The 23,615-nt window shown below is 70.0% G+C and carries 26 protein-coding genes and 1 tRNA gene; 12 read left to right on the top strand and 15 right to left on the bottom strand.

Translation table 11 applies throughout. The features are described from left to right. Window positions 1-12: 12 nt before the first annotated feature. Both H0524_RS06790 and H0524_RS06795 read right to left on the bottom strand, forming a co-directional pair. A complete protein-coding gene (locus H0524_RS06790) occupies window positions 13-204 on the bottom strand; it encodes a DUF397 domain-containing protein (RefSeq protein ID WP_018222014.1) in 192 nt (63 codons plus the stop codon). Continuing rightward, a complete protein-coding gene (locus H0524_RS06795) occupies window positions 191-988 on the bottom strand; it encodes a helix-turn-helix transcriptional regulator (RefSeq protein WP_180197887.1) in 798 nt (265 codons plus the stop codon). The genes H0524_RS06790 and H0524_RS06795 overlap by 14 nt, the downstream gene beginning before the upstream one ends. 586 nt (window positions 989-1,574) lie before the next feature. Between H0524_RS06795 and H0524_RS06800 the strand changes: the two genes are divergently transcribed. Beyond that, entirely contained in the window at window positions 1,575-1,913 is a 339-nt protein-coding gene (locus tag H0524_RS06800) for a hypothetical protein (protein ID WP_180197888.1), read from the top strand. Between the two features lie 55 nt (window positions 1,914-1,968). Here H0524_RS06800 and H0524_RS06805 read toward each other — a convergent pair whose 3' ends face one another. Together H0524_RS06805 and H0524_RS06810 are read right to left on the bottom strand one after the other, a co-directional pair. Further along, window positions 1,969-2,415, bottom strand: coding sequence for an NUDIX domain-containing protein (locus H0524_RS06805; RefSeq protein WP_180197889.1), 447 nt, complete (start codon window positions 2,413-2,415; stop codon window positions 1,969-1,971). A 52-nt stretch (window positions 2,416-2,467) separates the two neighbouring features. Further along, the gene (locus H0524_RS06810; protein WP_180197812.1) at window positions 2,468-2,836 is read right to left on the bottom strand and encodes a hypothetical protein; all 369 of its coding nucleotides are present in this window, start codon (window positions 2,834-2,836) and stop codon (window positions 2,468-2,470) included. A gap of 475 nt (window positions 2,837-3,311) precedes the next feature. Here H0524_RS06810 and H0524_RS06815 point away from each other — a divergent pair, with 475 nt between their 5' ends. Beyond that, window positions 3,312-3,629: a hypothetical protein gene (locus H0524_RS06815; protein ID WP_026184787.1), complete on the top strand. Its 318-nt coding sequence runs from the start codon at window positions 3,312-3,314 to the stop codon at window positions 3,627-3,629. Between the two features lie 194 nt (window positions 3,630-3,823). On the opposite strand, the gene H0524_RS06820 is transcribed toward H0524_RS06815, so the two are convergent. Further along, on the bottom strand, window positions 3,824-4,648 hold the full coding sequence (locus H0524_RS06820; RefSeq protein ID WP_180197890.1) for a MerR family transcriptional regulator: 825 nt from the start codon (window positions 4,646-4,648) through the stop codon (window positions 3,824-3,826). A gap of 1,359 nt (window positions 4,649-6,007) precedes the next feature. Beyond that, window positions 6,008-6,094: transfer RNA gene (locus H0524_RS06825), tRNA-Ser, on the bottom strand. A gap of 149 nt (window positions 6,095-6,243) precedes the next feature. On the opposite strand from H0524_RS06825, the gene H0524_RS06830 reads away from it, so the two are divergent. Further along, the gene (locus H0524_RS06830; RefSeq protein WP_180197891.1) at window positions 6,244-7,221 is read left to right on the top strand and encodes an NAD(P)H-quinone oxidoreductase; all 978 of its coding nucleotides are present in this window, start codon (window positions 6,244-6,246) and stop codon (window positions 7,219-7,221) included. On the opposite strand, the gene soxR is transcribed toward H0524_RS06830, so the two are convergent. Next, complete coding sequence (gene soxR / locus H0524_RS06835) at window positions 7,218-7,655, bottom strand: redox-sensitive transcriptional activator SoxR (protein WP_018727747.1); 438 nt, start codon at window positions 7,653-7,655, stop codon at window positions 7,218-7,220. The genes H0524_RS06830 and soxR overlap by 4 nt on opposite strands. A gap of 46 nt (window positions 7,656-7,701) precedes the next feature. Here soxR and H0524_RS06840 point away from each other — a divergent pair, with 46 nt between their 5' ends. Next, window positions 7,702-8,430, top strand: coding sequence for a transketolase (locus tag H0524_RS06840; protein ID WP_180197892.1), 729 nt, complete (start codon window positions 7,702-7,704; stop codon window positions 8,428-8,430). Next, window positions 8,430-9,320, top strand: a complete 891-nt coding sequence (locus H0524_RS06845) for a transketolase family protein (RefSeq protein WP_180197893.1) — start codon at window positions 8,430-8,432, stop codon at window positions 9,318-9,320. Before H0524_RS06840 ends, H0524_RS06845 begins: the two co-directional genes overlap by 1 nt. A gap of 131 nt (window positions 9,321-9,451) precedes the next feature. Here H0524_RS06845 and H0524_RS06850 read toward each other — a convergent pair whose 3' ends face one another. Next, complete coding sequence (locus tag H0524_RS06850) at window positions 9,452-9,970, bottom strand: hypothetical protein (RefSeq protein WP_180197894.1); 519 nt, start codon at window positions 9,968-9,970, stop codon at window positions 9,452-9,454. Window positions 9,971-10,091: 121 nt separating this feature from the next. Further along, window positions 10,092-11,264, bottom strand: coding sequence for an acetyl-CoA C-acyltransferase (locus H0524_RS06855; protein WP_180197895.1), 1,173 nt, complete (start codon window positions 11,262-11,264; stop codon window positions 10,092-10,094). Between the two features lie 68 nt (window positions 11,265-11,332). On the opposite strand from H0524_RS06855, the gene H0524_RS06860 reads away from it, so the two are divergent. After that, window positions 11,333-11,773: a PH domain-containing protein gene (locus H0524_RS06860; protein WP_180197896.1), complete on the top strand. Its 441-nt coding sequence runs from the start codon at window positions 11,333-11,335 to the stop codon at window positions 11,771-11,773. A gap of 3 nt (window positions 11,774-11,776) precedes the next feature. Here the strand turns inward: H0524_RS06860 and H0524_RS06865 are convergent, their stop codons facing one another. Then, on the bottom strand, window positions 11,777-12,688 hold the full coding sequence (locus H0524_RS06865; RefSeq protein WP_180197897.1) for a rhomboid family intramembrane serine protease: 912 nt from the start codon (window positions 12,686-12,688) through the stop codon (window positions 11,777-11,779). A 57-nt stretch (window positions 12,689-12,745) separates the two neighbouring features. Further along, on the bottom strand, window positions 12,746-13,276 hold the full coding sequence (locus H0524_RS06870) for a peptidylprolyl isomerase (protein WP_018733003.1): 531 nt from the start codon (window positions 13,274-13,276) through the stop codon (window positions 12,746-12,748). Window positions 13,277-13,393: 117 nt separating this feature from the next. On the opposite strand from H0524_RS06870, the gene H0524_RS06875 reads away from it, so the two are divergent. Next, on the top strand, window positions 13,394-14,125 hold the full coding sequence (locus tag H0524_RS06875; RefSeq protein ID WP_180197898.1) for a hypothetical protein: 732 nt from the start codon (window positions 13,394-13,396) through the stop codon (window positions 14,123-14,125). Between the two features lie 7 nt (window positions 14,126-14,132). Here the strand turns inward: H0524_RS06875 and H0524_RS06880 are convergent, their stop codons facing one another. The 3 genes from H0524_RS06880 to H0524_RS06890 form a co-directional block, all read right to left on the bottom strand. Beyond that, complete coding sequence (locus tag H0524_RS06880) at window positions 14,133-15,281, bottom strand: magnesium and cobalt transport protein CorA (protein ID WP_180197899.1); 1,149 nt, start codon at window positions 15,279-15,281, stop codon at window positions 14,133-14,135. Window positions 15,282-15,405: 124 nt separating this feature from the next. After that, window positions 15,406-16,500 (bottom strand): PLP-dependent aminotransferase family protein, encoded by a 1,095-nt coding sequence (locus tag H0524_RS06885; RefSeq protein WP_180197900.1) that lies wholly within the window; start codon window positions 16,498-16,500, stop codon window positions 15,406-15,408. 85 nt (window positions 16,501-16,585) lie between these two features. Continuing rightward, window positions 16,586-16,975, bottom strand: coding sequence for a cyclic nucleotide-binding/CBS domain-containing protein (locus tag H0524_RS06890; RefSeq protein WP_018727734.1), 390 nt, complete (start codon window positions 16,973-16,975; stop codon window positions 16,586-16,588). Between the two features lie 226 nt (window positions 16,976-17,201). On the opposite strand from H0524_RS06890, the gene H0524_RS06895 reads away from it, so the two are divergent. Genes H0524_RS06895 through H0524_RS06905 form a run of 3 tightly spaced genes read left to right on the top strand, consistent with a single transcriptional unit; the run spans window position 17,202 to window position 19,688 of the window. Beyond that, complete coding sequence (locus H0524_RS06895; protein WP_180198057.1) at window positions 17,202-17,933, top strand: sugar phosphate nucleotidyltransferase; 732 nt, start codon at window positions 17,202-17,204, stop codon at window positions 17,931-17,933. Next, complete coding sequence (locus tag H0524_RS06900) at window positions 17,921-18,988, top strand: iron-containing alcohol dehydrogenase family protein (protein ID WP_180197901.1); 1,068 nt, start codon at window positions 17,921-17,923, stop codon at window positions 18,986-18,988. Before H0524_RS06895 ends, H0524_RS06900 begins: the two co-directional genes overlap by 13 nt. After that, complete coding sequence (locus tag H0524_RS06905; RefSeq protein WP_180198058.1) at window positions 18,972-19,688, top strand: CDP-alcohol phosphatidyltransferase family protein; 717 nt, start codon at window positions 18,972-18,974, stop codon at window positions 19,686-19,688. Before H0524_RS06900 ends, H0524_RS06905 begins: the two co-directional genes overlap by 17 nt. On the opposite strand, the gene H0524_RS06910 is transcribed toward H0524_RS06905, so the two are convergent. After that, window positions 19,677-20,873 (bottom strand): glycosyltransferase, encoded by a 1,197-nt coding sequence (locus H0524_RS06910; protein ID WP_180197902.1) that lies wholly within the window; start codon window positions 20,871-20,873, stop codon window positions 19,677-19,679. The two genes, H0524_RS06905 and H0524_RS06910, sit on opposite strands and share 12 nt — an antisense overlap. Before the next feature lie 24 nt (window positions 20,874-20,897). On the opposite strand from H0524_RS06910, the gene H0524_RS06915 reads away from it, so the two are divergent. Together H0524_RS06915 and H0524_RS06920 are read left to right on the top strand one after the other, a co-directional pair. Next, window positions 20,898-21,758 (top strand): Fpg/Nei family DNA glycosylase, encoded by an 861-nt coding sequence (locus H0524_RS06915; protein ID WP_018727729.1) that lies wholly within the window; start codon window positions 20,898-20,900, stop codon window positions 21,756-21,758. Between the two features lie 266 nt (window positions 21,759-22,024). Beyond that, window positions 22,025-23,590, top strand: coding sequence for a sugar transferase (locus H0524_RS06920; protein ID WP_026322859.1), 1,566 nt, complete (start codon window positions 22,025-22,027; stop codon window positions 23,588-23,590). Window positions 23,591-23,615: the final 25 nt, after the last annotated feature.

The raw sequence follows: 23,615 nt of genomic DNA on the forward strand, positions 1-23,615 counted from the left end.
TGCCGGGGTGGGTCAGTCGCGGCCGGGTAGCTGGGCGACGAACGCCCGCCACGCCCCCGGCCCGAACACCAGCGCCGGCCCGGTCGGGTCCTTGGAATCCCGCACCCCGACGATGCCGGGAAGGTTGCCGGCGACCTCGACGCACTCACCGCCGCTCGTGCCGCTGCGAGTGGACTTCTTCCAGCGAGCGTTACTGAGGTTCATGCAGGTACTCCGCTTCTTTGATCAGCGCGACCGATGAGGCTTGCGGGAGGGCGACGCCTCGCACGCACTCCCACCTGGTCTGAAGGGTAACTATCTCTTCCTCGGCATTGACAGGGTCGCCGGCAAGCTGGTTCTCCAGGTAGCCGACCCAGCCTCCATCCGGGATCATTGCCAGGGCGAGGGGACCCGAGAGTCCCACGTGCAGGCCCGCGGCCGTGGGAATCACGTGAATGTGGAGGTAGGGCAGCTCCGCCATCCGAAGCAGATGCGCGAGCTGCTCGGCCATGATGGCGTCCCCGAGCCGCAGCGCCCCCTCGTTGATGACCGCCACGACCTGCGGCGGTCGGTCGCGGGTCAGGATCTTCTGCCGCTCCAGCCGAGCCGAGACCTGCTGCTCCACCTCGAACTCGGGCCGGGTGTCGTCAAACCGCAGGACCGTGCGGGCGTAGTTCTCGGTCTGCAGCAGGCCCGGAATCAGGTTCGGGTGAAAGTAGCGGAGTTGCCGCGCGACCGCCTCGGCCTCCAGCCAGGGCTTGAACCAGGCAGGCTGCTCGTCCCGGTGCGCCAGCCGCAGCAGCGACTCGAAGAGGCCGCCGGTCTCCAGGATCTCATCCGCCCGACACGCGTACGGCAGGTCAGTCATCCGGGTGCCGGTCTCCACCGCCGACACGGTTGACGCCGAGTAGTTCGCTCGACGCCCGAACTCCTCCTGACTCATGCCGGCGAGCGCCCGCTGTCGACGGAGCTGCACCCGGATGAGATCGGCGGCACGTTCAGATTCCATCGGCCCTCCAGAGATTCTTCTAGATCGCCAAACGTCGCCAGCCGAATCGTCAAGATCGCCAAGCGCCGCCAGAAAACGAGCAAGATCGCCAGACTTCGCCAGCCCTACCAGCAAGATCGCCAAGCTTCGCCAGGAAAAGAGCACGATCGCCAGACCCTCGCCAGGATCAGCATGAAGCCCTTCCGCCGCCAGGTGGTTAACACAGAGAGTGAATTGAGACGGCGTGAGCCGGTGGAGGACTTTCCCGCCGGAGGCGCCTGTCGGACCGCCCCCACCCCCCGCGCTGTCAGTGGGGGCGGTCCTCCACCAACATCAAGGAGGTCCGAATGCGAATTCGCTGGTTTGGTTGGCGTCGGAAAAACACCGCGCCGCCCCGCCCGCACGACATGAACGCGCCGTACCGGGCAAGCGGACCACACCGGGGCAGCAGGCCGTACCGGGAAAGCGGGCCGTACCGGGAAAGCGGGCCTGACCGCCCAGCGAACCTGCCGGCGTGGATGACCCAACCCACCCTCGCCGAACCCCAACCCGGACGCGTCGGCCGGCTCACCCCCGCCCAAGAATGGCGCGCCAACGGAGGCCGCTGGTGAACCCCCACCACCTCCCCACACCACGACTCGGCCCCCACCCCCAACACCCACGCCACCGCACCAGAAACCAACCACCCCACACACCACTACGACCCACCTGGACCTGCCGCGCCTGCGGCCACCCCTGGCCCTGCGCCGAAGCCCGCCTCCTCCTCAAAGCCGAATACGACACCCGGCACCCAAGCCTGTCGATCTACCTCGCCGGACTCTGCTACGAAGCCATGCACGACCTCTACCACCTCAACCCCCATGACGGACCAAACCCCCGCGAGCTGTTTGAACGCTTCGTCGCCTGGGGGCCGTTCCGGCGATCGGCGCGGAAGCTCACCGATTGAGGTTTCGACGCCGAGGCGAGGCGGGGACGGTGGTCGGCACCGCCAGCAGCAGCGATCAACCGGCCCGGACCAACTGTCGGTACTCCGCGGAGCCCAGGAAACGCGGCACGATCTCCGCGTTAGCCCGCCCGAACTCAAGGGTGAGCACGTCAGCCCGGTCAACGAATCGCATCGCCGCCCCCTCCCCACACACCACATCCGCATCGGTGGCGCTGGTCGGCGCGTAGAAGATGGAAAACTCGCCGACCGCGCCGGGGAAGCCCACCGCCGGAGCCAGTCCCCGCCAGAACAGGCGCAGCTCATCGACTTGGAGACCGGTCTCCTCGTAGAGCTCCCGATGGGCCGCTGCCAGTGAATCCTCGCCCGGATCCAGGTGACCACCCGGTAGGGACCATCGGTGCGGATCTACCTCGGTGTTGCCGTCCCGAAGCTGCAACAACAACCGACCCCGCGGATCAACCAAAATCACACCCGCGATCCGTACGTCCACTCGCGCTGTCATGTGGGCAGCCTAATTCCGCTGGGCTACCTGTATGACCACCATAATCAGCCCCCTACCGGGTTGGGCTCTCGTCACACACGGCGCCTACCGCGAGGCGCACCTCCACCTGTCGTCCCTCAGCCCAGATCATCAGCGGCACGCACTCCGGACTCGCCACCCAGGTGCCGCCGGTGAACACCGACCATGCGGCCGACGTGCTCGTAGCGGGGCAGGCCTCCACCTGCACGGTAGTCACCGGGGTGGCGGCCCCGCCCCAGCCGATGCGGACGCGGTCCTCCCATCCCGGTGCCACCTGCACCTCCACGGCCGCCCCGGCCCGCACGTACAGGCCCCACTTGGCGAAGAGACGAGTCGGCCCCTGGGAGTCGGAGATTTCGTTGGGTTGCAGGACCTGGGACGACACCGCGACCGTCTCCGCCACTATGCGGTACCGCTCGCCCGGATCCGCCTCCGTGGCGACGGAATCGACGCATGACAGGCGCTCTCCGCCCTCCGGCAGCGGTGGCAGCGGCGGGGCTCGCACACCGCTTGGCTCGGGAGATGTGGAGGGGGCCGCGCCAGCTTCAAGCGGATCCCCGACCGTGCAACCAGTCGCTGCCATCAGCAGGCAGGAGGCCACCGCGAAAAGACTCCACCTCGAACCATCGACGTACACTGCTTGATCCTTCCCTACATCGACTGCCGCACCAACCCCTTCACCACGGCCGGCGCGAAAGCTGGTGTCCGAACACGACACAAGGCTTGAGGAGACGCGAATATCCGCCTACGTTTACATCCGCGCCGACCATGACGATGACTGTCTCGAATGCGCCCCCGCGCGGCAAGGCCGCCGTCGTCGTCTCCAGGACAGATGGGGAGGCAGAGCACATGCGGAGGTCTATCTGCGCGGTGATGAGGTGAGTCGCGTCCTTCCGTTCATCGCGGGCGGTGCTCTCCTCGGTGCCGTCGCCGGGCTCTCATTCGGCCTGAGTAACTACACGGCCGCATGGATCGTCTGGCTCCTGTACTTCGGCGTGGTCGAAGTGACGGCCGTGCTGAACAGTCGCGACGGTGACACCCTGTCCGAGCACGTCTGGTTGTGGTTCGGCACGCAGCGCCGCAAGCCCGGCGAGCCGGCCCGGAAGGTCACGGGCTGGGTGTGGCTACGCCGGTTCGCGCTGCTGGCGTTCGTGACCTGGCTCGCCCTGCACTTCCTCACCGGGGGCCTCGTCTGACCGCCTGATTCCACCTGGCCCAGATAGCAGACACATACAGCGCCACGAAAACCCGTGAATGCCTCGTTGAATCCGCTCGCACTCGCCGAGCGGAAGAGGTCGACGTACGGATCGCTGTCGTGCCAGGGGTAGCCGTGCCGCCGGAACGCGACGGCGACCGGTCTCGGGGTGGCGGGGAGCGGCTGGCCGCCCGATCAGCGCGGCGTCTTGTCGATGGGGAACTGTACTTCGGTGAGCAGCTCAGCGGGACTGACCGTTTGAGGGTCGTTGAGGTAGATCTCGCGCGGTGGGCCCGCTGGATGAATACCCTCCTGCTCGATCCAGCCGGTGACGACGTGGTAAGCGGGGCTGATCTCCTGGTATGGCCCTCGGTGGACGGTGGTGGCAACCGGGCCGCCGGGGAGCTCACGGTAGCGGACCGGGTCGCCGGGTAGGACGGTGCCAGCCGGGACCGGGATACAGATCTCGATGTCGCCGTTGGTCTGTTCGTCGATGACGTCGTGGTAGATGACGAACGGCTTCCCGTTGGACTCGGCGCCGGCGTTGCCGATGGCGTCGACGACCGTGCCGAAGCCGCGGCCCAGGTCGGCACCGATCGCATTGAGGCTGGTGTGCAGGGTGAGGCTGGCCACCGGAATGGTGGCGGCTTCCTTCACGATGACGTCGTAGGGCATGACACGTCCTCCTCGATCGATGAGTGCTTGGAGGAAGCGCAGCATCTGCTCCTGCTCGGCGAGCCGGGCCCGCAACCGCTCCCGGTGCGCGACGAGGCGCTTGCCGGTCAGTTCCGGGTCGTCGTCGGCGAGTAGGTCACGGATGTCCGCGATCGGCATGTCGATTGCGCGTAGCATCCGGATCGCCTCGGCCCGCTCGGCCTGGGCCCGCCGGTAGTAGCGGTAGCCCGAGGACGGGTCGACCCAAGCGGGTGCGAGCAGGCCCTGCTCGTTGTAGAAGCGCAGGGCCTTGACTGACAGCCGGCTCATCCGGGAGAAACGCCCAATTGGGATCAGGTCGTCCATGCTCGGTTCCTCCGTTCCGCACCGATGCTCGAGTCTCCCCTGGCGGGAGAGTCAAGCCTGGGATGGCGGTTCGGCGGGTCGCGGGCCAATTCCCGCCACCACCGGCCGCCCAGCGCCGTTTCACCTGCGAACGGCCCGGCTGTACAGACGTAGACGGTCGGCCCGAACTGCTGCAACGGGACCTGGCGCAGGAGTTGGTCGACGTTGGCCAGGAGCCGCCCGCACTGGGCGCGGACCGAACATCAGACATCACTGCCTTACCGGCTTTCAAGTCATGCCCCAAGCGTCTAAGCAGTCCAAACAGCGCCGGCTTCCCGCCCATGCCGGGGACTTACCGCAGCACGTCGCCAGATTGCGCAAGTCAAAGTTTTGGCACTCCTGAGCTAACTAGCCCGAAGCCAGCCAGAAGGGCAACCCTGTCGGGTGTTCCGCACCAGTCGCAAGCGCCAGCTACCCTGCGGTGGCGGGCGGCGTTACTTCGGGGCAGGCATCGGGAAACTACCGAGGGAAGTGGCTAATTGACAGCTGAGATGTGGGCAGGGCTGCCCTCCGGCTGCCTTGCGGTATTCGCCACGCTACTCGGAACTTACTTGGGTGGAAGAGTCGCGAACAATTCCCAAAGAAGACACTACAGACTTACAGGGCAAGGCGATGCATGCGCATCTCTACTTAAGGAATACTCTCGCATCTACCTTCAACTCCTGTCCGCAGCACGGCAGTCGGACCGCAAACCGGAGACCGACACCACAAAGTGGGTTGACTGGGCACCCTGGAACCAAGCAATCTCGATGATCAACCTGACGTGCAATTCGAAAATAGTCCAGGCTGCACATGGCCTTGATGCAGCATTCTGGGAAGTCAGCCTGACCCTCATGCAAGGCAAGCTTGATCGACAGTGCTGGCACAACTGTGCCGTTCAACTTGAAGACGCGAAGCTCAAGTTCACTAACGTTGTGCGTTCTCAATTGGATTACGGGCAGCAACCATTGTCTAAGCTCTCAGGCAGACCACCCCTACCCCAGGAAACAATTCCTCTGAACGAGTCAACGATGGGCGGCGAGCGCCATAGAGGATAGCTGAAGGGCAATAGCTGTTTTGCGGCATCAACGACGGTACAGCGGCAAACCGGGCCGGCGGATGTTCAACGCGCAAGGTCCCGCCCAGCCCCGTCACGAAGAGTATCTACCTGCGAGCCCTGGCGACAGACACTAGAGACGGCGCTTAGCCCGCGCAGCAGCGCTCTATTTTCGGCCCGGGTAGACCCCGAACGGGACGAAGTGGGACTGACCCACCATTCAGATACGCAACCCTGGCCAGCGTTCGCGCTGGTCAGGGGGCGTTTTTTGCTGCCCAGGTGGGCGGAGGGTGTGGGATTCGAACCCACGAAGACATCACTGCCTTACCGGTTTTCAAGACCAGCGCCATCGGCCACTAGGCGAACCCTCCCGGCGTACCACCCCGTGGGGCGGCGACCGTGCCCTAGTCTGCCACGGCGACCCGGCCGACGGGCAGGCGCGCCCACCGACACGCCGTCCACAGTGGGTATGAACGGTATGGGCTCCCGGGTGGGTACCGGCGTCGGGTAGACAGGAACCATGCAGGCGATCACGATCCAGGAGTTCGGCGGGCCCGAGACGTTGGTCTGGACCGAGGTGCCCGATCCGGTGCCCGGCCCCGGCGAGGTGATCGTCGACGTACGGGCCAGCGCGGTCAACCGGGCCGACGTGCTGCAACGGCAGGGCTTCTATCCGCCGCCCCCGGGCGCGCCCCCGTACCCCGGTCTGGAGTGCTCCGGGGTGATCAGCGCGGTCGCCGACGACGTGTCCGGTTGGGCGGTGGGGCAGCCGGTCTGCGCGCTGCTGGCTGGCGGCGGGTACGCGGAGCGGGTGGCGGTGCCGGCCGGTCAGCTGCTGCCGGTGCCGGACGGCATGGACCTGGTGGAGGCGGCGGCGCTGCCGGAGGTGGCCTGCACGGTCTGGTCGAACGTGGTGCAGCGGGCGAAGCTGGCCGCCGGGGAGACGCTGCTGGTGCACGGCGGCGGCAGTGGGGTCGGTACCTTCGCGATCCAGCTCGGCGCGGCCCTCGGGGCGACGGTGCTGGTGACCGCGCGGTTGGCCAAGCACGACCGGCTGCGGGCACTCGGCGCCGCCCACACGATCGACTATCGGGAGCAGGACTTCGCCGCGGAGGTTCGCCAGCTCACCGGCGGCCGGGGCGCGGACGTGATCCTCGACATCATGGGCGCGGCCTACCTGGGGCAGAACGTGGCCGCGCTCGCCACCGACGGCCGGCTGCTGGTGATCGGCCTGCAGGGCGGCCGGAAGGGGGAGCTGGATCTCGGTGCGCTGCTGGTGAAGCGGGCGACGGTGGCCGGGACCGCGCTGCGTTCCCTCCCGCTGGCCCGGAAGGCGGAGATCGTCGAGGGGGTACGCGGGCAGGTGTGGCCGCTGATCGTGGCCGGCCAGGTCCACCCGGTCGTGGACCGCCGGCTGCCGATAACCGACGCGGCCGAGGCCCACCGGCTGATCGAGTCAAACGAACACGTCGGCAAGGTGCTGCTGACCGTCGGCTAGCGCGGCATCGCCAGGCGGGCACCGGGGCCCTCGGCGGCGACCTGGTCGCCCGGGTTGCTGAGAATGCAGCGCCGCAGCGACAGGCACCCACAGCCGACGCACCCGTCGAGGTCGTCCCGGAGCCGGGTCAGGAGCGTGATCTTCTCGTCCAGCCGGTTGCGCCACAGTTTGGAGAGCTGGGTCCAGTCCTCCGGGGTCGGGGTCCGGGCGGCCGGCAGGGATTCGAGCGCCTCGCGGATCTCCTCCAGCGAGATGCCGACCTGTTGGGAGATCCGGATGAACGCCACCCGGCGCAGTTCACCGCGCGCGTACCGGCGTTGGTTGCCGCCGGTACGGTCGGCTCGGAGCAGCCCGATCCGCTCGTAGTAGCGCAGGGCGGATGTCGCCACCCCGCTGCGTGCGGAGAGCTGGCCGATGGTCAATAACTCCTGCATCACGTCACCTTGAGCTAAAGTTGGCTTCAAGTTGCAGGCTAGCCGCATGACAGCCACCACGACCACCGCAGCGATCGCCGAGGCCGCCGCGCCGCTCGACGGCCGACCGCCGGTCGCTCCCCTGCTGGAGCGGATCCGGGCCGGCCGGGAGTTCGGCACGAACGTCTACTCCACCATCGACGTGCTCCAGGTGCTCTACCACCGCGTCCTGCGGGTCCACCCAACGGCCGTTGACGACCCGGACCGGGACCGGTTCCTGCTCTCCAAGGGGCACGCGGTCGCCGGGTACTACGCGGTGCTCGCCGCCGCGCAGTTCTTTCCCGCCGACTGGCTCGACGACCAGGGTGGGCCGGCGAGCCGGCTCGGCGAGCACCCCGACCGGATGCTCGTACCCGGCGTGGAGATCGGCTCCGGCTCGCTCGGCCACGGCCTCGGCCTCGGCGTCGGAACCGCACTCGGGCTACTCGCCCAGGGCCGGCTCGAACCCCGGGTGTACGTGCTGCTCGGCGACGCCGAACTGGATGAGGGTTCCAACCACGAGGCGATCACCTACGCCGGGACGACCGGCCTGGCCAACCTCACGGCGATCGTGATCGACAACGCCTCCGCCACCCACGGCTGGCCGGGCGGGCCGGCAGCCCGGTTCACCGTGGACGGCTGGACCGCGGCGACCGTCGACGGACGCGACCACGACGCCCTGCACACCGCCCTGACCGGGCATGACGGCAACCGGCCCCACGTTGTCGTGGCGGTCGTCGACCCCAAGGAGGACTAGTGCGCGACACCTTCGTCGACACCACCACCGCGCTGCTCGCCGACGACCCGCGTACCGCGCTGGTGCTGGCCGACATCTCCGCCGGCCTCTTCGTCCCGGCGGCGGACCGGCACCCGGACCGGGTGCTGAACGTCGGAATCCGGGAACAGTTGATGGTCGGGGTGGCCGGCGGGCTGGCGTTGACCGGTCTGCGGCCGATCGTGCACACCTACGCGCCGTTCCTGGTCGAGCGGGCGTACGAGCAGCTCAAGCTCGACCTGGACCACCAGAATGCGAGCGCGGTGCTGGTCAGCGTGGGCGCCTCGTACGACCGGCCGGGGGCGGGCCGGACCCACCTGTCGCCGGCGGATGTCTCGCTGATCGACACCCTGCACGGCTGGACGGTGCACGTGCCCGGACACCCCGGCGAGGTGGCGCCGCTGCTGCGGACCGCGGTGGCCGCGGAGACCTCGGCGTACCTGCGGTTGTCGGTGCTGAGCAACGACCGGCCGCTGGGCGGCGACGGAGCGTTGCAGGTGGTGCGGGACGCCGGGCCGGGAACACCCCTGGTGGTGGCCGTCGGACCGACCCTGGACGCGGCCACCGCAGCGCTGGCCGACCTGCCCGTCACGGTGGCCTACACCAACCGGCCGCGGCCGTTCGACACCGCCGGGCTCCGCGACCGGGCCGGCACCGAGGTGATCCTGGTCGAGCCCTACCTCGCCGGGACCTCCAGCCGGGTGGTCTCGGCGGCGCTGGCGGACCGCCCACACCGGCTACTGGCACTCGGCGTCGGGCGCGAAGAACTCCGGCGGTACGGGTCGGCCGACGACCACGCCCACTGGCACGGCCTGGACGCGTCGGGGCTGCGGCGATCGGTGCTGGACTTCGTCTCACCAGCGCGGCGCTGACCTTCCGTCTCGGCGACCAGCGGGGGGGGGCTCGGCGGCCCAGGTCATCTCATCAACGGTCACCGACTCATGATGGCCGATGGGGAGGGCGCGGCATGCTCGGGACAGGTTCGGGTTCGGTACGGAGACGGTCAGCGGACGGTGGCGGGTCGGAAGGCGGCCGGCCGGGCCAGGGCCGGGCCGGGGTCGCCGATCGTGGCGACGAGCCGCTCGCGCGCGGTCCGGACGCGGGTGCGGAAAGCGTGGTTGAGCAGCTCGTCGAGCTGCCACACCTGCTTCGGGTGCCGCGTCCGGATGACGAACCGCTCCCGGACACCGTCGATGGCGGTGGCGGCCAGCTCCAGGCAGTGCAGCCGCGGGTCCGGTCCCCAGGTGACGTCGCTCAGCTCGCGTAGCTCGGTGTTGAGGTGCAGGCGGAGCCGGTGTAGTACCCGGGTCTGCCGGGTGACGACCAGCCGTCGGTGGGTCAACAGCAGGAGGTACTCGCCGGCGGTGGCCGACCGGTCCGGGCGGCGGCACCGGGTGACCAGGACAGGGGCGTCACCCGAGCCGACGCAGCGGCGGAAGACGGGCATGTGCCGGCTGGCGGTCTGGGTCGCGATACCAGCCTCGGCCGCAGCGGGAAGGAACGTTCGGGAGAAGACGTCCATGCCCTGCCCAACGATGCCCCGGCACGGGGTGATATGGGCAGGACGGCCGAACCTTGCATCTTCCACGCCCCCCGGTGTTCATGACCACCGGGAGGCACATGACCATCCGGGGCGGGGTGGTTCAGAGCAGCTCGACGATGGTCGCGTTGGCCATGCCGCCGCCCTCGCACATGGTTTGCAGGCCGTACCGGAGGTTCTCGTCTCGCATGTGCGCCAACATGGTGGTCATGATCCGGGCCCCGGACCCGCCGAGCGGATGCCCGAGGGCGATGGCGCCGCCGCGCGGGTTCAGCCGCTGCGGGTCGGCCTCGGTCTCCGCGAGCCAGGCCAGCGGCACCGGTGCGAACGCCTCGTTGACCTCGTACACCCCGATCTCCTCGATGCCCAGCCCCGCCCGGCGCAGCGCCTTCGCGGTGGCCGGGATGGGTGCGGTCAACATGGCGACCGGGTCGTCGGCGCAGACCACCGCGGTGTGGATGCGGGCGAGCGGGCGCAGGCCGTGCCGGCCGGCCCACTCGGTGGTGGTGACCGCGAGCGCCGCCGCGCCGTCGGAGATCTGGGACGCGGATCCGGCGGTTACCACGCCGTCGGCCCGGAACGGGGTGGCGAGCTCGGCCAGCTTCGCCAGGGACGTGTCCCGACGGATGCCCTCGTCGGCGGAGGCCGTGCCCCCGTCGGCGAGGGGGACCGGTGCCAGCTCGGCGTCGAATGCGCCGGCGTCCTGCGCCGCGCCCGCCTTCTCATGGCTGGCGAGGGCGAACTCGTCGAGCTGGCTGCGGGTCAGTCGCCACCGGCGGGCGATCAGCTCCGCGCCGACGCCCTGGCTGAACGGGAGCGGGTCATCCTCCGCCACCCCCTCCACACCCCGGTAGCGGTCCAGGATCGCCGCGCTGAACGGCACGCCACCGGCCACGCTGGAGCCCATCGGCACCCGGGTCATCGACTCGACCCCGCCCGCCACCACCAGGTCGGCCTGCCCGGAGAGCACCGTCGCGGCGGCGAAGTGCAACGCCTGCTGGCTGGACCCGCACTGCCGGTCGAGGGTGGTGCCGGGAACCGTCTCGGGCCAGCCGGCCGCGAGGACGGCGTTGCGGGCGACGTTCCACGACTGCTCGCCGACCTGGGAGACGCAGCCCCAGAACACGTCATCCACCTGGCCCGGGTCGATGCCGGCCCGTTCGGTGAGGGCGCGCAGCACGTGCGCCGACAAATCGACCGGGTGTACGTCGGCGAGGCTTCCCTTGCGCCGCCCGACGGGGGTGCGTACCGCGCCGACGATGACTGCGTCACTCATGACTACTCCCCGGTAACTTGGTGTGGCGTCGATGCTACGCCGCCCGCCCGGCAACCCGCTGCCCTGGCATGCTGGGCAATATGGATACGACTTCGTCCGGGACGCGGCAGTGGCGGGTCCCCGTCGCCCTACCAGCGGTCAAGGCCGGCGGGGCCGGGGCGCTGGTCGCGCTCGGTCTCCTGCTCGCCGACGGCGACCCGGTCCGGCTCACGTTGGCCGTGCTCGCCGCCGCCGCGCTCCTGGTCTGGGCCGCGCGGGACCTGCTGGTACCGGTCCGCCTCGCGGTCGATCCGGAAGGGCTGACGGTGGTCAGCGGCTTCGCCGGCCGTCGGCGGCTGCCGTGGTCGCAGGTGGCGGAGATCCGGGTGGACCAGCGGGCCCGGCTCGGCCGGTCGAACGCCGCCCTGGAGGTGGATGCCGGGGAGACACTGCACCTGTTCGGCCGATTCGACCTGGACGCCGACCCGGTTGATGTCGCGGCGCAGCTACGGGCGGCCCGCCCGGCGTGATCGTCAGGCGAGCAGGCCGGCGGTTCGGATCAGGGCCAGGCCGAACAGGGCCACCACGAGCACCGTCCCGCCGCCCACCTGCACCGACGTGCGCCGCGACGGTGGGGCGTGGGCGAGGACGAAGGCCATCAGGCCGCCGACCACGAGACCGCCCAGGTGACCCGGGATCGAGATCCCCGGCACAGTTATCGTGAAGACCAGGTTGATCACCAGGATCGGGAGCACCTGGGAGACGTCCCGCCCCAACCGCCGGCCGACGACGAACAGGGCCGCGAAGAGCCCGAAGACGGCCGTGGACGCGCCCGCGGTGGCCGCGTTCGGCGCGCTGAACAGGTAGGCCGCGACGTTCCCGCCGAGGCCGGCGATCAGATAAAGGGCCAAAAACCGGGCCGGGCCGAGACTCGCCTCCAGGGTTCGGCCGAGAATCCACAACGCGTACATGTTCAGCAGCAGGTGGATCACGCCGTAGTGCAGGAACATCGCGGTGACCAGGCGGTACCACTCGCCATCGGCGACGCCACCCACGGTGCCGTTGGGAAAGACCGCGAGCCCGATCACGGCTCCCCACTCGGTCAACGGGGTGCTGCCGCCGAGCAGGCCGCCGAAGCCGGAGCCCCCCACCACCGCGTCGCCGCCCCGGTCGGTGCCGATGGAGAGCAGCATCACCAGGGCGTTGAACGCGATCAACGCCTTGGTGACATAGCCGTGTTGGCCGGCGAGACCACCACCGAAGGCGGTCCGCGCCGGCCGCACACTGCGGCGCCCTTCGTTGACGCACTCCGGGCACTGGAAGCCCACCGAGGCCTCGCGCATGCAGTCCGGGCAAATGACCCGGTCGCAGCGGTTGCACCGGATGTAGGCCTCCCGACCGGGGTGGCGGTAACAGACCGGGGTGGTCGGTGGTGATTCGCTCACCGGACAGCCCAGGTACCCGAGCGCTCAGTCATGCGAGCAAAGGTACCCTGTCCGCCTTCAGGAGCCGGTGCGCTCGATCTCGACCCGCTCGATGACGACGTCGCGCAGTGGGCGGTCGGCGGGGTTCGTCGGGGTGTTGGCGATGGCGTCGACGACCTTCACCGACTCCTCGTCGGCGACCTGCCCGAAGATGGTGTGCCGGTTGGTCAGGTGCGGGGTCGGCGCCACCGTGATGAAGAACTGCGAACCGTTGGTGCCCGGCCCGGCGTTCGCCATCGCCAGCAGGTACGGCCGGTCGAACCGCAGCTCGGGGTGGAACTCGTCGGCGAAGGTGTAGCCCGGTCCGCCCCGGCCGGTGCCGGTCGGGTCACCCATCTGGATCATGAAACCGCTGATCACGCGGTGCGAGATGGTGCCGTCGAAGTACGGTCCGCTGCCCGGCTGGCCGGTCCGCGGGTCGGTGTACTGCTTGGTGCCGTCGGCCAACTCCACGAAGTTGCGAACGGTCTTCGGCGCGTGATTCGGAAAGAGCTGCAGCCGAATCGGGCCGGCGTTGGTGTGCAGGGTGGCGTAGAGATCCTCGGCCACGGGTACTCCTCACTAGGTGTTCAGTTCCATGCGGATCCTCCCATGTGCCCGATCTGGCCATGCGGAGGCATCCGAGGGTGGAGGATGACGAAGGGACAACTCCGAGGAGGTGGGACCGTGTTTGGAAACGGGCGGCGTCAGACCCAGAGCCAGCTTGCCAAGATCGAGCTTGGTCGAAGCTTCGGTCACCTGAAGCGGGCCGCGGGGCACGCCACGAACGGCACCGGCGCCACGGTCGGCCCACGGGTGCGGGCGGCCCGCAGCGCTGTTGCCCCGACCGCGCTGGTCATGCGGGACCGTGCGGCGAGCGGCTACGTATCGACCGTGGCGGCCCTCGCGCCACTGGTCATCGCTGTCCGCGAGGCCCAGGCGGAGGCGGCCAGCCGGGCCGCCGCCGGCCGGCGGGCCGGCGCGGGCAGTTCGACCGTCACCAGCAAGAAGGTGCAGGAGAAGAGAATGCGGGCGACACGCGCGAAGAAGCGGTCCGGTCGGGGCAGGATGACCGGCCTGCTGGCGGCCAGCGTCGTGGTGGGGTTGGTCGGCGCGATGGCGTTGCGACGCCGCTACGAGCGGCGGGAGTGGGTCGAGTACGACCCGGTTCCCAGCCTGGACCCGATGCAGGCCGAGGTGGACATGATCGAGGTCACCACCCGGACCCCGGCCGAACAAACCATGCCGGCGCCGACCGAGCAGGCCACCCCGACGCCGACCGAGAAGGTCCGCGCAACGACCACCGACAAGGCCCCCACGACACCGACCAAGCCGGCCTCCACGACGACCGAGGGGAAGAGCTCCACCGGCCGGACCCCCAACGACCTCTCCAAGGCCATGAAGAACGGTCGCCGCTGACCCCGGGTCAGAGCCAGCCGTGCCGGCGGAACCAGCGGTACAGCGCCAAACTGACCCCGAGCATCAGGGCCAGCACCGTGGGGTAGCTGTAGGCCCACCCCCGTTCCGGCATGAACTCGAAGTTCATGCCGTAGATGCCGGCGATGGCCGTCCAGACCGCCGCGATGGCCGCCCAAGCCGCGATCTTGCGCATGTCGTCGTTCTGGTCCACGGTGACCTGGGCCAACCGCACCTGGAGGATTGAGTTGAGCAGGTCGTCGGCGGAGTTGACCTGCTCCACGGTACGGCTGAGGTGGTCCTGCACGTCCCCGAAATACCGGCGGATCTCCATCGGCACCTCGCGGTTGCGCTCAGCGGTGATCCGCAGGAGCGGGCGCTGGAGCGGCACCACCGCCCGCTTGAACTCGACCAGCTCCCGCTTCACCTGGTAGATCCGCTGGATCCGATCGCCGCCCGGCCGGCGGTCGAAGACATCGGCCTCCAGCGTGTCCAGGTCGTCCTCCAGCCGGTCGACAACCTCCAGGTACTGGTCAACCACCCGGTCGGTCACCGCGTACGCCACCGCCCACGGGCCGTGCGGCAGCAGCTCCCCCTTCGCCTCCAGGTCGGCGCGCACCGGCGCCAGCCGGCAGGCGTCCCCGTGCCGGACACTGACCAGGAAATTCGGGCCGACGAAGAGCAGCACCTGGCCGGTTTCGACGACCTCGGAGTGCTCGGTCAACTCGGCCTGGTCACGGTAGTGGGCGGTTCGCAGCACCAGGAAGCTCACCGCACCGAACTGCTCCAGCTTGGGCCGCTGCTGGGCTTTGACCGCATCCTCGACGGCCAGTTCGTGCAGGCCGTAGGTGGCCGCGATCTCGGTCATCTGGGCCAGGTCGGGCTCGTGTAGGCCGAGCCAGACGAAGCCGTTGCCCGCCTCGCGCGCCGCCACCAGCGCCTCGGCGTGGTGCCGGTGGCCGGGCTGCCGCTCCCCGTCCAGGTAGAGCGCGCAGTCAACGACCGCATCGTGGGGCACGGCCGGCGCCGGTGGCCGGTCCGCGCTGTCAGAGCTGAGCCGGCGGGTCATCGCCCGCACCGGGGCCGCCCAGTCCCGCGGTCGGGTCACCCGGCCCTCCGACGGGGTGACCCTGGGTCCGCGCCGCAACCGGTCCGCCATCGCACCCTCCCCGCTCGACGACGCGTTGCAGCGTACGCCGCCAACCGGGTCAACGGCGGTGCCGCGGGGTCGGGGCGAGCGCCGGGCCGGGCGAGTCGAACCGGCCCGGCGCCGGTGGCGGAGGTCAGCCGCGTACGGCCGCCATCGCCGCCGCGAGTCGACGCGCACCCTCGTCGATCTGGTCCACGGTCACCGCCGAGTACGCCAGCCGCAGCGCGTGCTGCCCGCCGTCGAGCACGAAGTCACTGCCCTTCACGACGGCGACCCCGCGCTCCGCCGCCGCCGGCGCCAGCCGGTCCACCTCGACGTCCTCCGGCAACTCCACCCAGAGGAAGTAGCCGCCGTCCGGCTCGACGAACCGGGCCTCCGGGAGATACCGCCGCAGCGCCTCGGCCAGCGCCTGGGCCCGCTCGCCGAGGGCCCGGCACACGGTGGCGATCGAGCGGTCGATGTCCCCGGAGACGCAGAACTGGTGCACGATCGCCTCGGAGACCATGCCCGGCGAGATGTAGAGGCTGGTCGCCTTCTTGGCGATGTCGGCGATCAGGTCCGCCGGCCCGACCAGGTAGCCGACCCGGACGCCCGGGCAGACCGTCTTGGTGAAGCTGGAGGCGTGCACCACCCGGTGGTGGGTGTCCAACGAGAGCATCGAGGGCAGCGCCTCGCCGCGGAACCGGACGTCGGCGTACGGGTCGTCCTCAAAGATCGTGAAACCGAACTCGACGGCGAGGTCCAGTAGCTCCCGCCGCTTGGTGAGGCTCAGCGTCACCCCGGCCGGGTTCTGGTAGTTCGGAATGATGTGCGCCAGCCGGGGCCGCACCCCGGACTCCAGCAGCTTACGCAGCTCGGAGGTGTCCAGACCGTCCGGCTGGATGGTGATCCCGTGCAGCTCGCTGCCCATCCGCCGCAGGTTCAGCAGGGTCCGGTCGTAGGTAGGACGCTCCACCACCACCGCATCGCCGGGTCGGACGAGATGGTCGAAGAGGAACGCGTCCGCCTGCAACGAACCGTTGGTCACCAGGACCTGGTCCGCCCCCACTCCGTGCTTCTGCGCGATCCACTCACGCAACGGAAGGTACCCGGCGGAGGGGCCGTACGCCGTCACACCGGTGGGATCGGCGTCGAACGCACGGATGGCGGCGGCCTTCAGCCCCTCGAGATCGACGATGTCCAACGAGGGAGCGCCACGGGCGAAGGAGATCAACTGCTCGGCGGTCATGGCTGTTCAGCGTACGGAAGGCGGCAGCGGATCCGCCGACGGCACGACGAGTGCCGTCGCGGAGCCACCGGACGGGTGACCGGTCTCACCCGGGGACGACCCGTTCGGTCGCCCAGACCCGGACGACGTCGCGGAGCGAGATCACCCCGGCCACCTCCCGCCCGTCGAGCACCACCAGGTGCCGAAACCCGCCTCGGGCCATCGCGGTCGCCGCTTCCTCGACCGTCCACTCCGGCCCCGCGTACACCACGTCCCAGGTCAGGTGGGCTCCGGTCGGCTCGTTGTCGCAGTCCAGCCCGCGCCCGATCGCGTTGAGCAGGTCCCGCTCGGTCATGATTCCGACCCCTTCGGAATCCGGATCGATCACGACGGCCGACCCGATGCCCCGCTCCATCATCATTCGCGCCGCCTGTCGGAGCGTGTGCTCCGGGCCGACCACCAAAACCTGGCTGGACATCACTTCCCGAACCTGCATCACACATCAACCCCTGCGAAATGGTGGCACTCGGTAAAAACATGGTGCACCTAGTGTGTTACCGGGACAAGGCTGCCGCATGCGATCTGACCAGTCCGATTCAGTCGAGCGGCGCCAGCAGCCCTGCGCTACCCACCCACCAGCCGGTCCGGTTGCCCCCAGGAGCCCCAATCGACGGCGCTATCCTCCTCGGGTGACAGCCGAACGAACGCAGAACGATGCCGGAATGGTCGGGATGGTGCTGGCAGCTGGCGCCGGACGCCGCCTGCGCCCACATACCGACACGCTGCCGAAGGCACTGGTACCGGTTGACGGCGCGACCACCATCCTCGACATCGCGCTGCGCAACCTGGCCGAAGTTGGACTCACCGAGATCGTCGTCGTGGTCGGCTACGCCGCCGACGCGGTTCGGGAACGCCAGGCGGACCTGGAGCAGAAGTACGGCGTCACGCTCACCCTGGTACCCAACGACCGGGCCGAGGAGTGGAACAACGCGTACTCGCTCTGGCTGGCCCGCAGCTGGTTCGCCCGCGGGGTCCTGCTGGTCAACGGAGACACCGTCCATCCGGTGAGCGTGGAGAAGACCCTGCTCGCCGAGCGCGGGCCGGGGATCCTGCTGGCGATCGACACGATCAAGACGTTGGCCGAGGAGGAGATGAAGACCACCTTCGACGCCGACGGCCAGCTCACCCGGATCACCAAGCTGATGGACCCGGACGAGGCCCGCGGGGAATACATCGGTGCGACGCTGATCGAGCCGCACGTCGCCGAGGCGCTCGCCGACGCGCTCGAGGCGACCTGGCGACACGACCCGAACCGCTACTACGAGGACGGCTACCAGGAGTTCGCCGACCGGGGTGGCGAGGTACGCGGGGCGCCGATCGGCGACGTCGACTGGGTCGAGGTCGACAACCACGACGACCTGGCGCGGGCTCGGAAGATCGCGTGCCGCTACTAGCCCGTACCGTCGCCACGCCGCTGGCCATCGAGGTCCGCCGGGGTGCGGTCGCCAACCTCGGCGAGCTCCTCGCCGACCGACGGATCTCCGCCGGCGGAGACGTGGCCGTGGTGGTGGGGCCCGGGCAGGGGGAGAAGATCGTCGAGCTGTGCCGGCCGACGCTGGGCTCAGCCGATGTCTTCACGGTGGCCGGCGGCAGCGTTGACGCCGCCACCGAATTGGGCGACCGGCTCCGCCGCCGGCACTACGACGCGGTGGTCGGGATCGGCGGCGGCCGGACGATCGACACCGCGAAGTACGCCGCCACCCGCTACGGCATCCCGATGGTCACGGTCGCCACCAGCCTCGCCAACGACGGCATCGCCTCCCCGGTGGCGTCGCTGACCCACGACGGCGGCAAAGGCTCGTACGGCGTCCACATCCCGATCGCCGTCCTGGTCGACCTGGACTTCGTCGAACACGGCCCGGACCGGCAGACCCAGGCCGGGATCGGTGACGCGGTGAGCAACCTCAACGCCTGTGCCGACTGGGAGCTGGCCCACGAGCTGCGCGGCGAGCCGATCGACGGCCTCGCCGTGACGCTGGCCCGGACCGGCGCCGAGGCGCTGCTGAACCACCCCGGCAAGATCACTGACGACGCCTTCCTCACCACGCTGGCGGAGGCGCTGATCCTCGGCGGCATCGCCATGTCGATCTCCGGTTCGAGCCGGCCGGCCAGCGGCGGCGACCACGAGATCTCGCACGCCATCGACCACCTCTGGCCCGGCACCAGCGCCCACGGCGAGCAGGTCGGGCTCGGGGCCCTCTTCTGCACCTGGCTACACGGCGACCGGGACCGGTTCGGCCAGCTCGCCCGCTGCCTGCACCGGCACGGCCTGGCCACCCGCCCGGCCGAACTGGGCCTCACCAACGAGCAGTTCGTCGAGGCGGTGCACTTCGCGCCCCGGACCCGGCCGGACCGCCACACGATCCTCGAACACCTCGCCCTGTCCACCGACGAGCTCCGGGCTCGGTTGGGAGATTGTCTTGACGCCCTCGGTGAACACCTTGGCTGAACCGTCCCGGCCGACCCCAGCCGACTTCTACCGGACCAACCGGGGCGGCGGGCTGTTCAGCGAGGCGATCAGTCAGCGGATCGGGGCCGCCTTCGCCAGCGGCGCACACCGGTTCGGGCTGCGGCCCACCACCCTGAGCATCACCAACCTGGCCCTCGGCCTGATCACCTCGGTGATCGTGGCGACGCTGGCCGAGCCGGTCGCCGCGGGCCGCGTACCGGCCGGGCTGGTCGGGCTGGTGGCGCTGGTCGGCTGGCAGGTGGCGTACGCGCTGGACTGCGCGGACGGGCAACTCGCCCGGGTCACCGGTCAGGGCAGCCCGGCCGGGGCCCGAGTGGATGTGCTCAGCGACGTGGCGGCCCAGATCGCCCTGGTCGCCGCACTCAGTGCGACCGCGGTCGCGCAGTCACCGTCAATCCCCGCCTGGCTGATCGCGGCCTTCGCCGGCACCTGGATGGTGAACCTGGTCACCTCGGTGATGCAGGCCGGGCCGAACGCGACCAGCATGGTCACCTCGACCTCGCCGCTGGTGCGGCTGGTGAAGCTGATCCGCGACTACGGCGCGGTGATCTTCGTTGCCGCGCTGGTGCTGCTCTTCGCGCCCGGCCTGACCAGCTGGGTGATCGTCGCCTTCACCGCGATCAACGGCGGTTTCCTACTCGCCAGCATCGCCTTCGCCGCTCGGGCCTCACTGCGCTGACCGGCGGCCCGACCCGGCCATCCGGGCGGTGTCGGCGTAGATGTCGAGCAGCCGCCGGGTGACCACATCCGGGTGGAAGGTGCGCTCGTAGCGGGCCCGAGCGGCCGGTGCCCGGCTGGCGGCGTCGGCGGCTGCCGCCGGCAGCGCGGCGGCCAGCGCGGTCGGGTCCGGCGGCACCACCCAGCCGGCGGGTTCCGGAGTCTCGGCGCCGACCAGGAACGGGATACCGCCGAGGGCGGTGCCGAGCACCGGCCGACCGGCGGCCAGCGCCTCGATGATCACCGTCGGCAACACGTCGTGCCAGGTGGAGGTGGCCAGCACCACCGCGCTCGCCGCCAGTGCGGTGTGCACCCCGTCCCGGTCCAGCGGACCGAGGAAGGTCACATCTGCCCGCTGGGCCGCCGCCGCCTCCACCAGGGGTCGCAGCTCACCGTCACCGGCGACGCGGAGCGGGCCGAGCGCACCGTCCGGATGCCGACGCCAGGCATCCAGCAGCAGGTCCAGCCCCTTCTCCGGGCTGAGCCGGCCGAGGAAGAGGAAGCCGGTGCCCAGCGGCGCCGGGGCACCCGGGTCGGGAATCGCGTTCGGCTTCACCACGATCCGTTCCTCCGGGATGCCGTAGTCCCGGAGGTGCTCCGCGATCGAGGTGGTCAGCGCGATGAACCGGTCCACCGAACGCCAGGTGCCCCGATGCACGGCGAGCGTCGTCGCCATCAACGCGCTCTGCGCCCGGGACCCCCGGTAGCAGCGGTGCACGATCGCCGGTACGCCCAGCACCCGCCCCCGGCAGTCCTGGCAGATCGCCCCGTCCCGGAAGTACAGCCCGGACGCGCAGACCTGCCGGTAGTTGTGCACCGTCTGCACCACCGGCACCCCGTGGTGGTGCGCGGTCCGCACCACCCAGGGCGAGAGCAGCGGGTACGGGTTGTGCAGGTGCAGCACGTCCGGCCGGTGCTCGGCGAGCAGGCGACCCAGCTCCCGCTGGGCCCGTGGGGCGTAGATCGGAGAGATCGGCAGCAGCGCCTTCGCGGGCCGGGACATCGACGCGATCTCGTCGGAGCTACGCAGGAACGGCAGCACCTCGACCCCGGCCGCGGTCAGCTGGGCGATCTCCGCGTCGACGATGGTGTTCTCGCCGGACGGCTGAGCCTCCCGGTACCGGTTGTGCGCCACCACGATTTTCATGGAACTTGAGGCTACCGTTGGTGGGTGCCCGAGCTACCAGAGGTGGAGGCGCTCGCCGACTACCTGCGCCAACGCGCCGTCGGCCGGCGGGTTGACCGGCTGGAGATCTCCGCGATCAACGCCCTGAAGACGTACGACCCGGCGCTCACGGCCGCGGCCGGACGACCGGTCACCGACGCCCGGCGCCACGGCAAGTTCCTCGACCTGGTGCTCGGCGCCGACCTGCACCTGGTCGTTCACCTGGCCCGCGCCGGTTGGCTGCACTTCCGGGAGGAGTTCTCCACCCGCGTCCCGCTGCGCCCGGGCAAGGGCCCGGTGGCGCTGCGGGCCCGCCTCGACGACGGCTCCGGGTTCGACCTGACCGAGGCGGGCACGCAGAAGAGCCTCGCCGTCTATCTGGTGACCGATCCGATGGTGGTGCCCGGGGTGGCCCGGCTCGGTCCGGACGCGCTCGCCGTGGACCCGGCCACCTTCGCCGAGCGGCTCCGCAGCCGAAAAGGCCAGGTCAAGGGGGTACTCACCGATCAGACGGTGCTCGCCGGGGTGGGTAACGCATACTCCGATGAGATCCTGCACACGGCGCGGCTGTCCCCGTTCGCGCTGACCACCCGGCTGACCGACGACCAGCTCGCCACCCTGCACGCGGCAACCCGGGATGTGCTCGGCGACGCGGTGTCCCGGTCGGTGGGGCAACGGGCCGCCGAGCTCAAGAGCGAGAAGCGCTCCGGTCTGCGGGTACACGCCCGCACCGGGCTGCCCTGCCCCGTCTGCGGCGACACCGTACGGGAGGTCTCGTTCGCTGACTCCAGCCTCCAGTACTGCCCCGGTTGCCAGACCGGCGGGAAGCCGCTCGCGGACCGACGGTTGTCGCGAATTGTACGGTGAGTAAGGACGCTCACCTCTGACCATGAGTATTCCGCCCGGGTGCGACGAAGGTCGGGATTGGGGTTCTACTCGAACGGCCATCCATCGGTATAGTGGCCCGGTCCCGGCTTCCGTAAAGGTCCGGAGCCGGCCAGCTGCCAATCGCCACTCCCCAGAAGCGAGGTCCTACCGGTCCGCGCTCGGGCTCGGGTGACGCATGGGAGACTGAAGTGGTGGGCGACACGGTCCCTCACTCCGAGTGAGCGGTCCGCGTCCTGCGGGAGGACATGAATGAGGTGACGACAAGCCTCCAGCGCCCGGTAACCAACGGAGGCCAAAGCAGAACGGTGCGGCACGTCGACAGCTTCGAGATCCAGCCGCCGACACCGCCGTCTCACAACGGCGTACCTCGGTCGGCCTGGGCCCGTAGCCATCGTCGGGTCTCCCGTTGGCACCGCCCCTACACCGCGGCCCTGGTGCTACTGGACTTCGCCGCCGCCGCCTTCGCGAGTTTCACCGCCATCCGCGCCTTCGACCAGGCGCGGTCCGGGTTCTACAACGACGACCCGACCTGGTTCTACACGGTGGCGTGCCTGTTGCTACCGCTCGGCTGGGTGGCGATCCTCTGGTTCAACGGTTCCTACGACCGGCGCTACCTGGGCCTCGGCCCCGACGAGTTCAAGCGGGTGCTCCGGGCCGGCGTGGCGGTCTGCGCGACGGTCTCCTTCCTGGCGTTCGCCACCAAGACACATCTGTCCCGATATTCGGTCGGCACCGCGCTACTCCTCGCCCTGCTGCTGATTCTGCTGGTCCGGATCCTGGCCCGATTCGTGCTGCACGTGCTCCGGCGCAACGCCGGCCGGGCCGGGCACCGGATGGTCCTGGTCGGCACGCTGCCCGAGTGCCTGGAGGTCCACCGCCAGGTCACGCGGAGCCCCGCCGCCGGACTGGTGCCGGTCGCCATCCACCTCACCGACGGCTACGCGGCTGCCCGCGGCGTGGAGACCCCGGTCCCGGTCTACGCGGGGCGGGACCTCCTCGCCCTGGTCCGCGAGGTCGGCGGCGACACGATCGCGGTCTGCGGGTCGGCCAGCGCCGAGCCCGGTGAGCTGCGCCGGATGGCCTGGCAGCTCGAAGGCTCCGGGGTCGACCTGGCGGTGGTGCCGCAGCTGACCGACATCGCCGGGCCGCGGGTGCACATCCGCCCGATCGAGGGCCTGCCGCTGCTGCACGTGGAGGAGCCGACCCTCTCCGGTCCGGCACTGCTGGCGAAGAACATGCTCGACCGGGTGGCGGCCGGCCTCGGCCTGTTGGTCCTGCTACCGGCCTTCCTCGCGATCGCGGTCGCGATCCGGATCTCCGACCCGGGCCCGGTCTTCTTCCGACAGCCCCGGGTGGGCCACGAAGGGCGGACCTTCCAGGTCTGGAAGTTCCGCACCATGTACGTGGACGCCGAGGAGCGGCTGGCCAGCCTCGTTGACCAGAACGAGACCGACGGCATGCTGTTCAAGATGAAGCGGGACCCGCGGGTCTTCCCGGTGGGCCGCTTCCTGCGCGCCTCGTCCCTGGACGAGCTGCCCCAGCTGATCAACGTGTTGAAGGGGGAGATGTCGTTGGTCGGGCCCCGTCCGCTGCCCGCCGACGACGGTGACTTCCTCGGCGACGTACGCCGCCGGCTGCTGGTCAAACCGGGCATCACCGGCCTCTGGCAGGTCTCCGGCCGCTCCGACCTCTCCTGGGACGAGGCGGTCCGCCTCGACCTCTACTACGTCGACAACTGGTCACTGGCGTACGACCTGAGCATCCTGTGGCGCACGGTCGGAGTGGTGCTGGCCCGCAAGGGCGCGTACTAGCCCCGCGCCGCCGGCCCCACACCGC

Source organism: Salinispora sp. H7-4 (assembly GCF_013416675.1).
Lineage (GTDB): Bacteria > Actinomycetota > Actinomycetes > Mycobacteriales > Micromonosporaceae > Micromonospora > Micromonospora vitiensis.

Excerpts from the sequence above, each read along its gene's own strand:
- H0524_RS06830 (WP_180197891.1), top strand. The coding sequence starts at position 6,244 with ATGCAGGCGATCACGATCCAGGAGTTCGGCGGGCCCGAGACGTTGGTC.
- H0524_RS06840 (WP_180197892.1), top strand. The coding sequence starts at position 7,702 with ATGACAGCCACCACGACCACCGCAGCGATCGCCGAGGCCGCCGCGCCG.
- soxR (WP_018727747.1), bottom strand. The coding sequence starts at position 7,655 with ATGCAGGAGTTATTGACCATCGGCCAGCTCTCCGCACGCAGCGGGGTG.
- H0524_RS06895 (WP_180198057.1), top strand. The coding sequence starts at position 17,202 with ATGGTCGGGATGGTGCTGGCAGCTGGCGCCGGACGCCGCCTGCGCCCA.
- H0524_RS06795 (WP_180197887.1), bottom strand. The coding sequence starts at position 988 with ATGGAATCTGAACGTGCCGCCGATCTCATCCGGGTGCAGCTCCGTCGA.
- H0524_RS06850 (WP_180197894.1), bottom strand. The coding sequence starts at position 9,970 with ATGGACGTCTTCTCCCGAACGTTCCTTCCCGCTGCGGCCGAGGCTGGT.
- H0524_RS06885 (WP_180197900.1), bottom strand. The coding sequence starts at position 16,500 with ATGACCGCCGAGCAGTTGATCTCCTTCGCCCGTGGCGCTCCCTCGTTG.
- H0524_RS06860 (WP_180197896.1), top strand. The coding sequence starts at position 11,333 with ATGCTGGGCAATATGGATACGACTTCGTCCGGGACGCGGCAGTGGCGG.
- H0524_RS06805 (WP_180197889.1), bottom strand. The coding sequence starts at position 2,415 with ATGACAGCGCGAGTGGACGTACGGATCGCGGGTGTGATTTTGGTTGAT.
- H0524_RS06820 (WP_180197890.1), bottom strand. The coding sequence starts at position 4,648 with ATGGACGACCTGATCCCAATTGGGCGTTTCTCCCGGATGAGCCGGCTG.
- H0524_RS06920 (WP_026322859.1), top strand. The coding sequence starts at position 22,025 with ATGAATGAGGTGACGACAAGCCTCCAGCGCCCGGTAACCAACGGAGGC.
- H0524_RS06910 (WP_180197902.1), bottom strand. The coding sequence starts at position 20,873 with ATGAAAATCGTGGTGGCGCACAACCGGTACCGGGAGGCTCAGCCGTCC.
- H0524_RS06855 (WP_180197895.1), bottom strand. The coding sequence starts at position 11,264 with ATGAGTGACGCAGTCATCGTCGGCGCGGTACGCACCCCCGTCGGGCGG.
- H0524_RS06790 (WP_018222014.1), bottom strand. The coding sequence starts at position 204 with ATGAACCTCAGTAACGCTCGCTGGAAGAAGTCCACTCGCAGCGGCACG.
- H0524_RS06880 (WP_180197899.1), bottom strand. The coding sequence starts at position 15,281 with ATGGCGGACCGGTTGCGGCGCGGACCCAGGGTCACCCCGTCGGAGGGC.
- H0524_RS06890 (WP_018727734.1), bottom strand. The coding sequence starts at position 16,975 with ATGCAGGTTCGGGAAGTGATGTCCAGCCAGGTTTTGGTGGTCGGCCCG.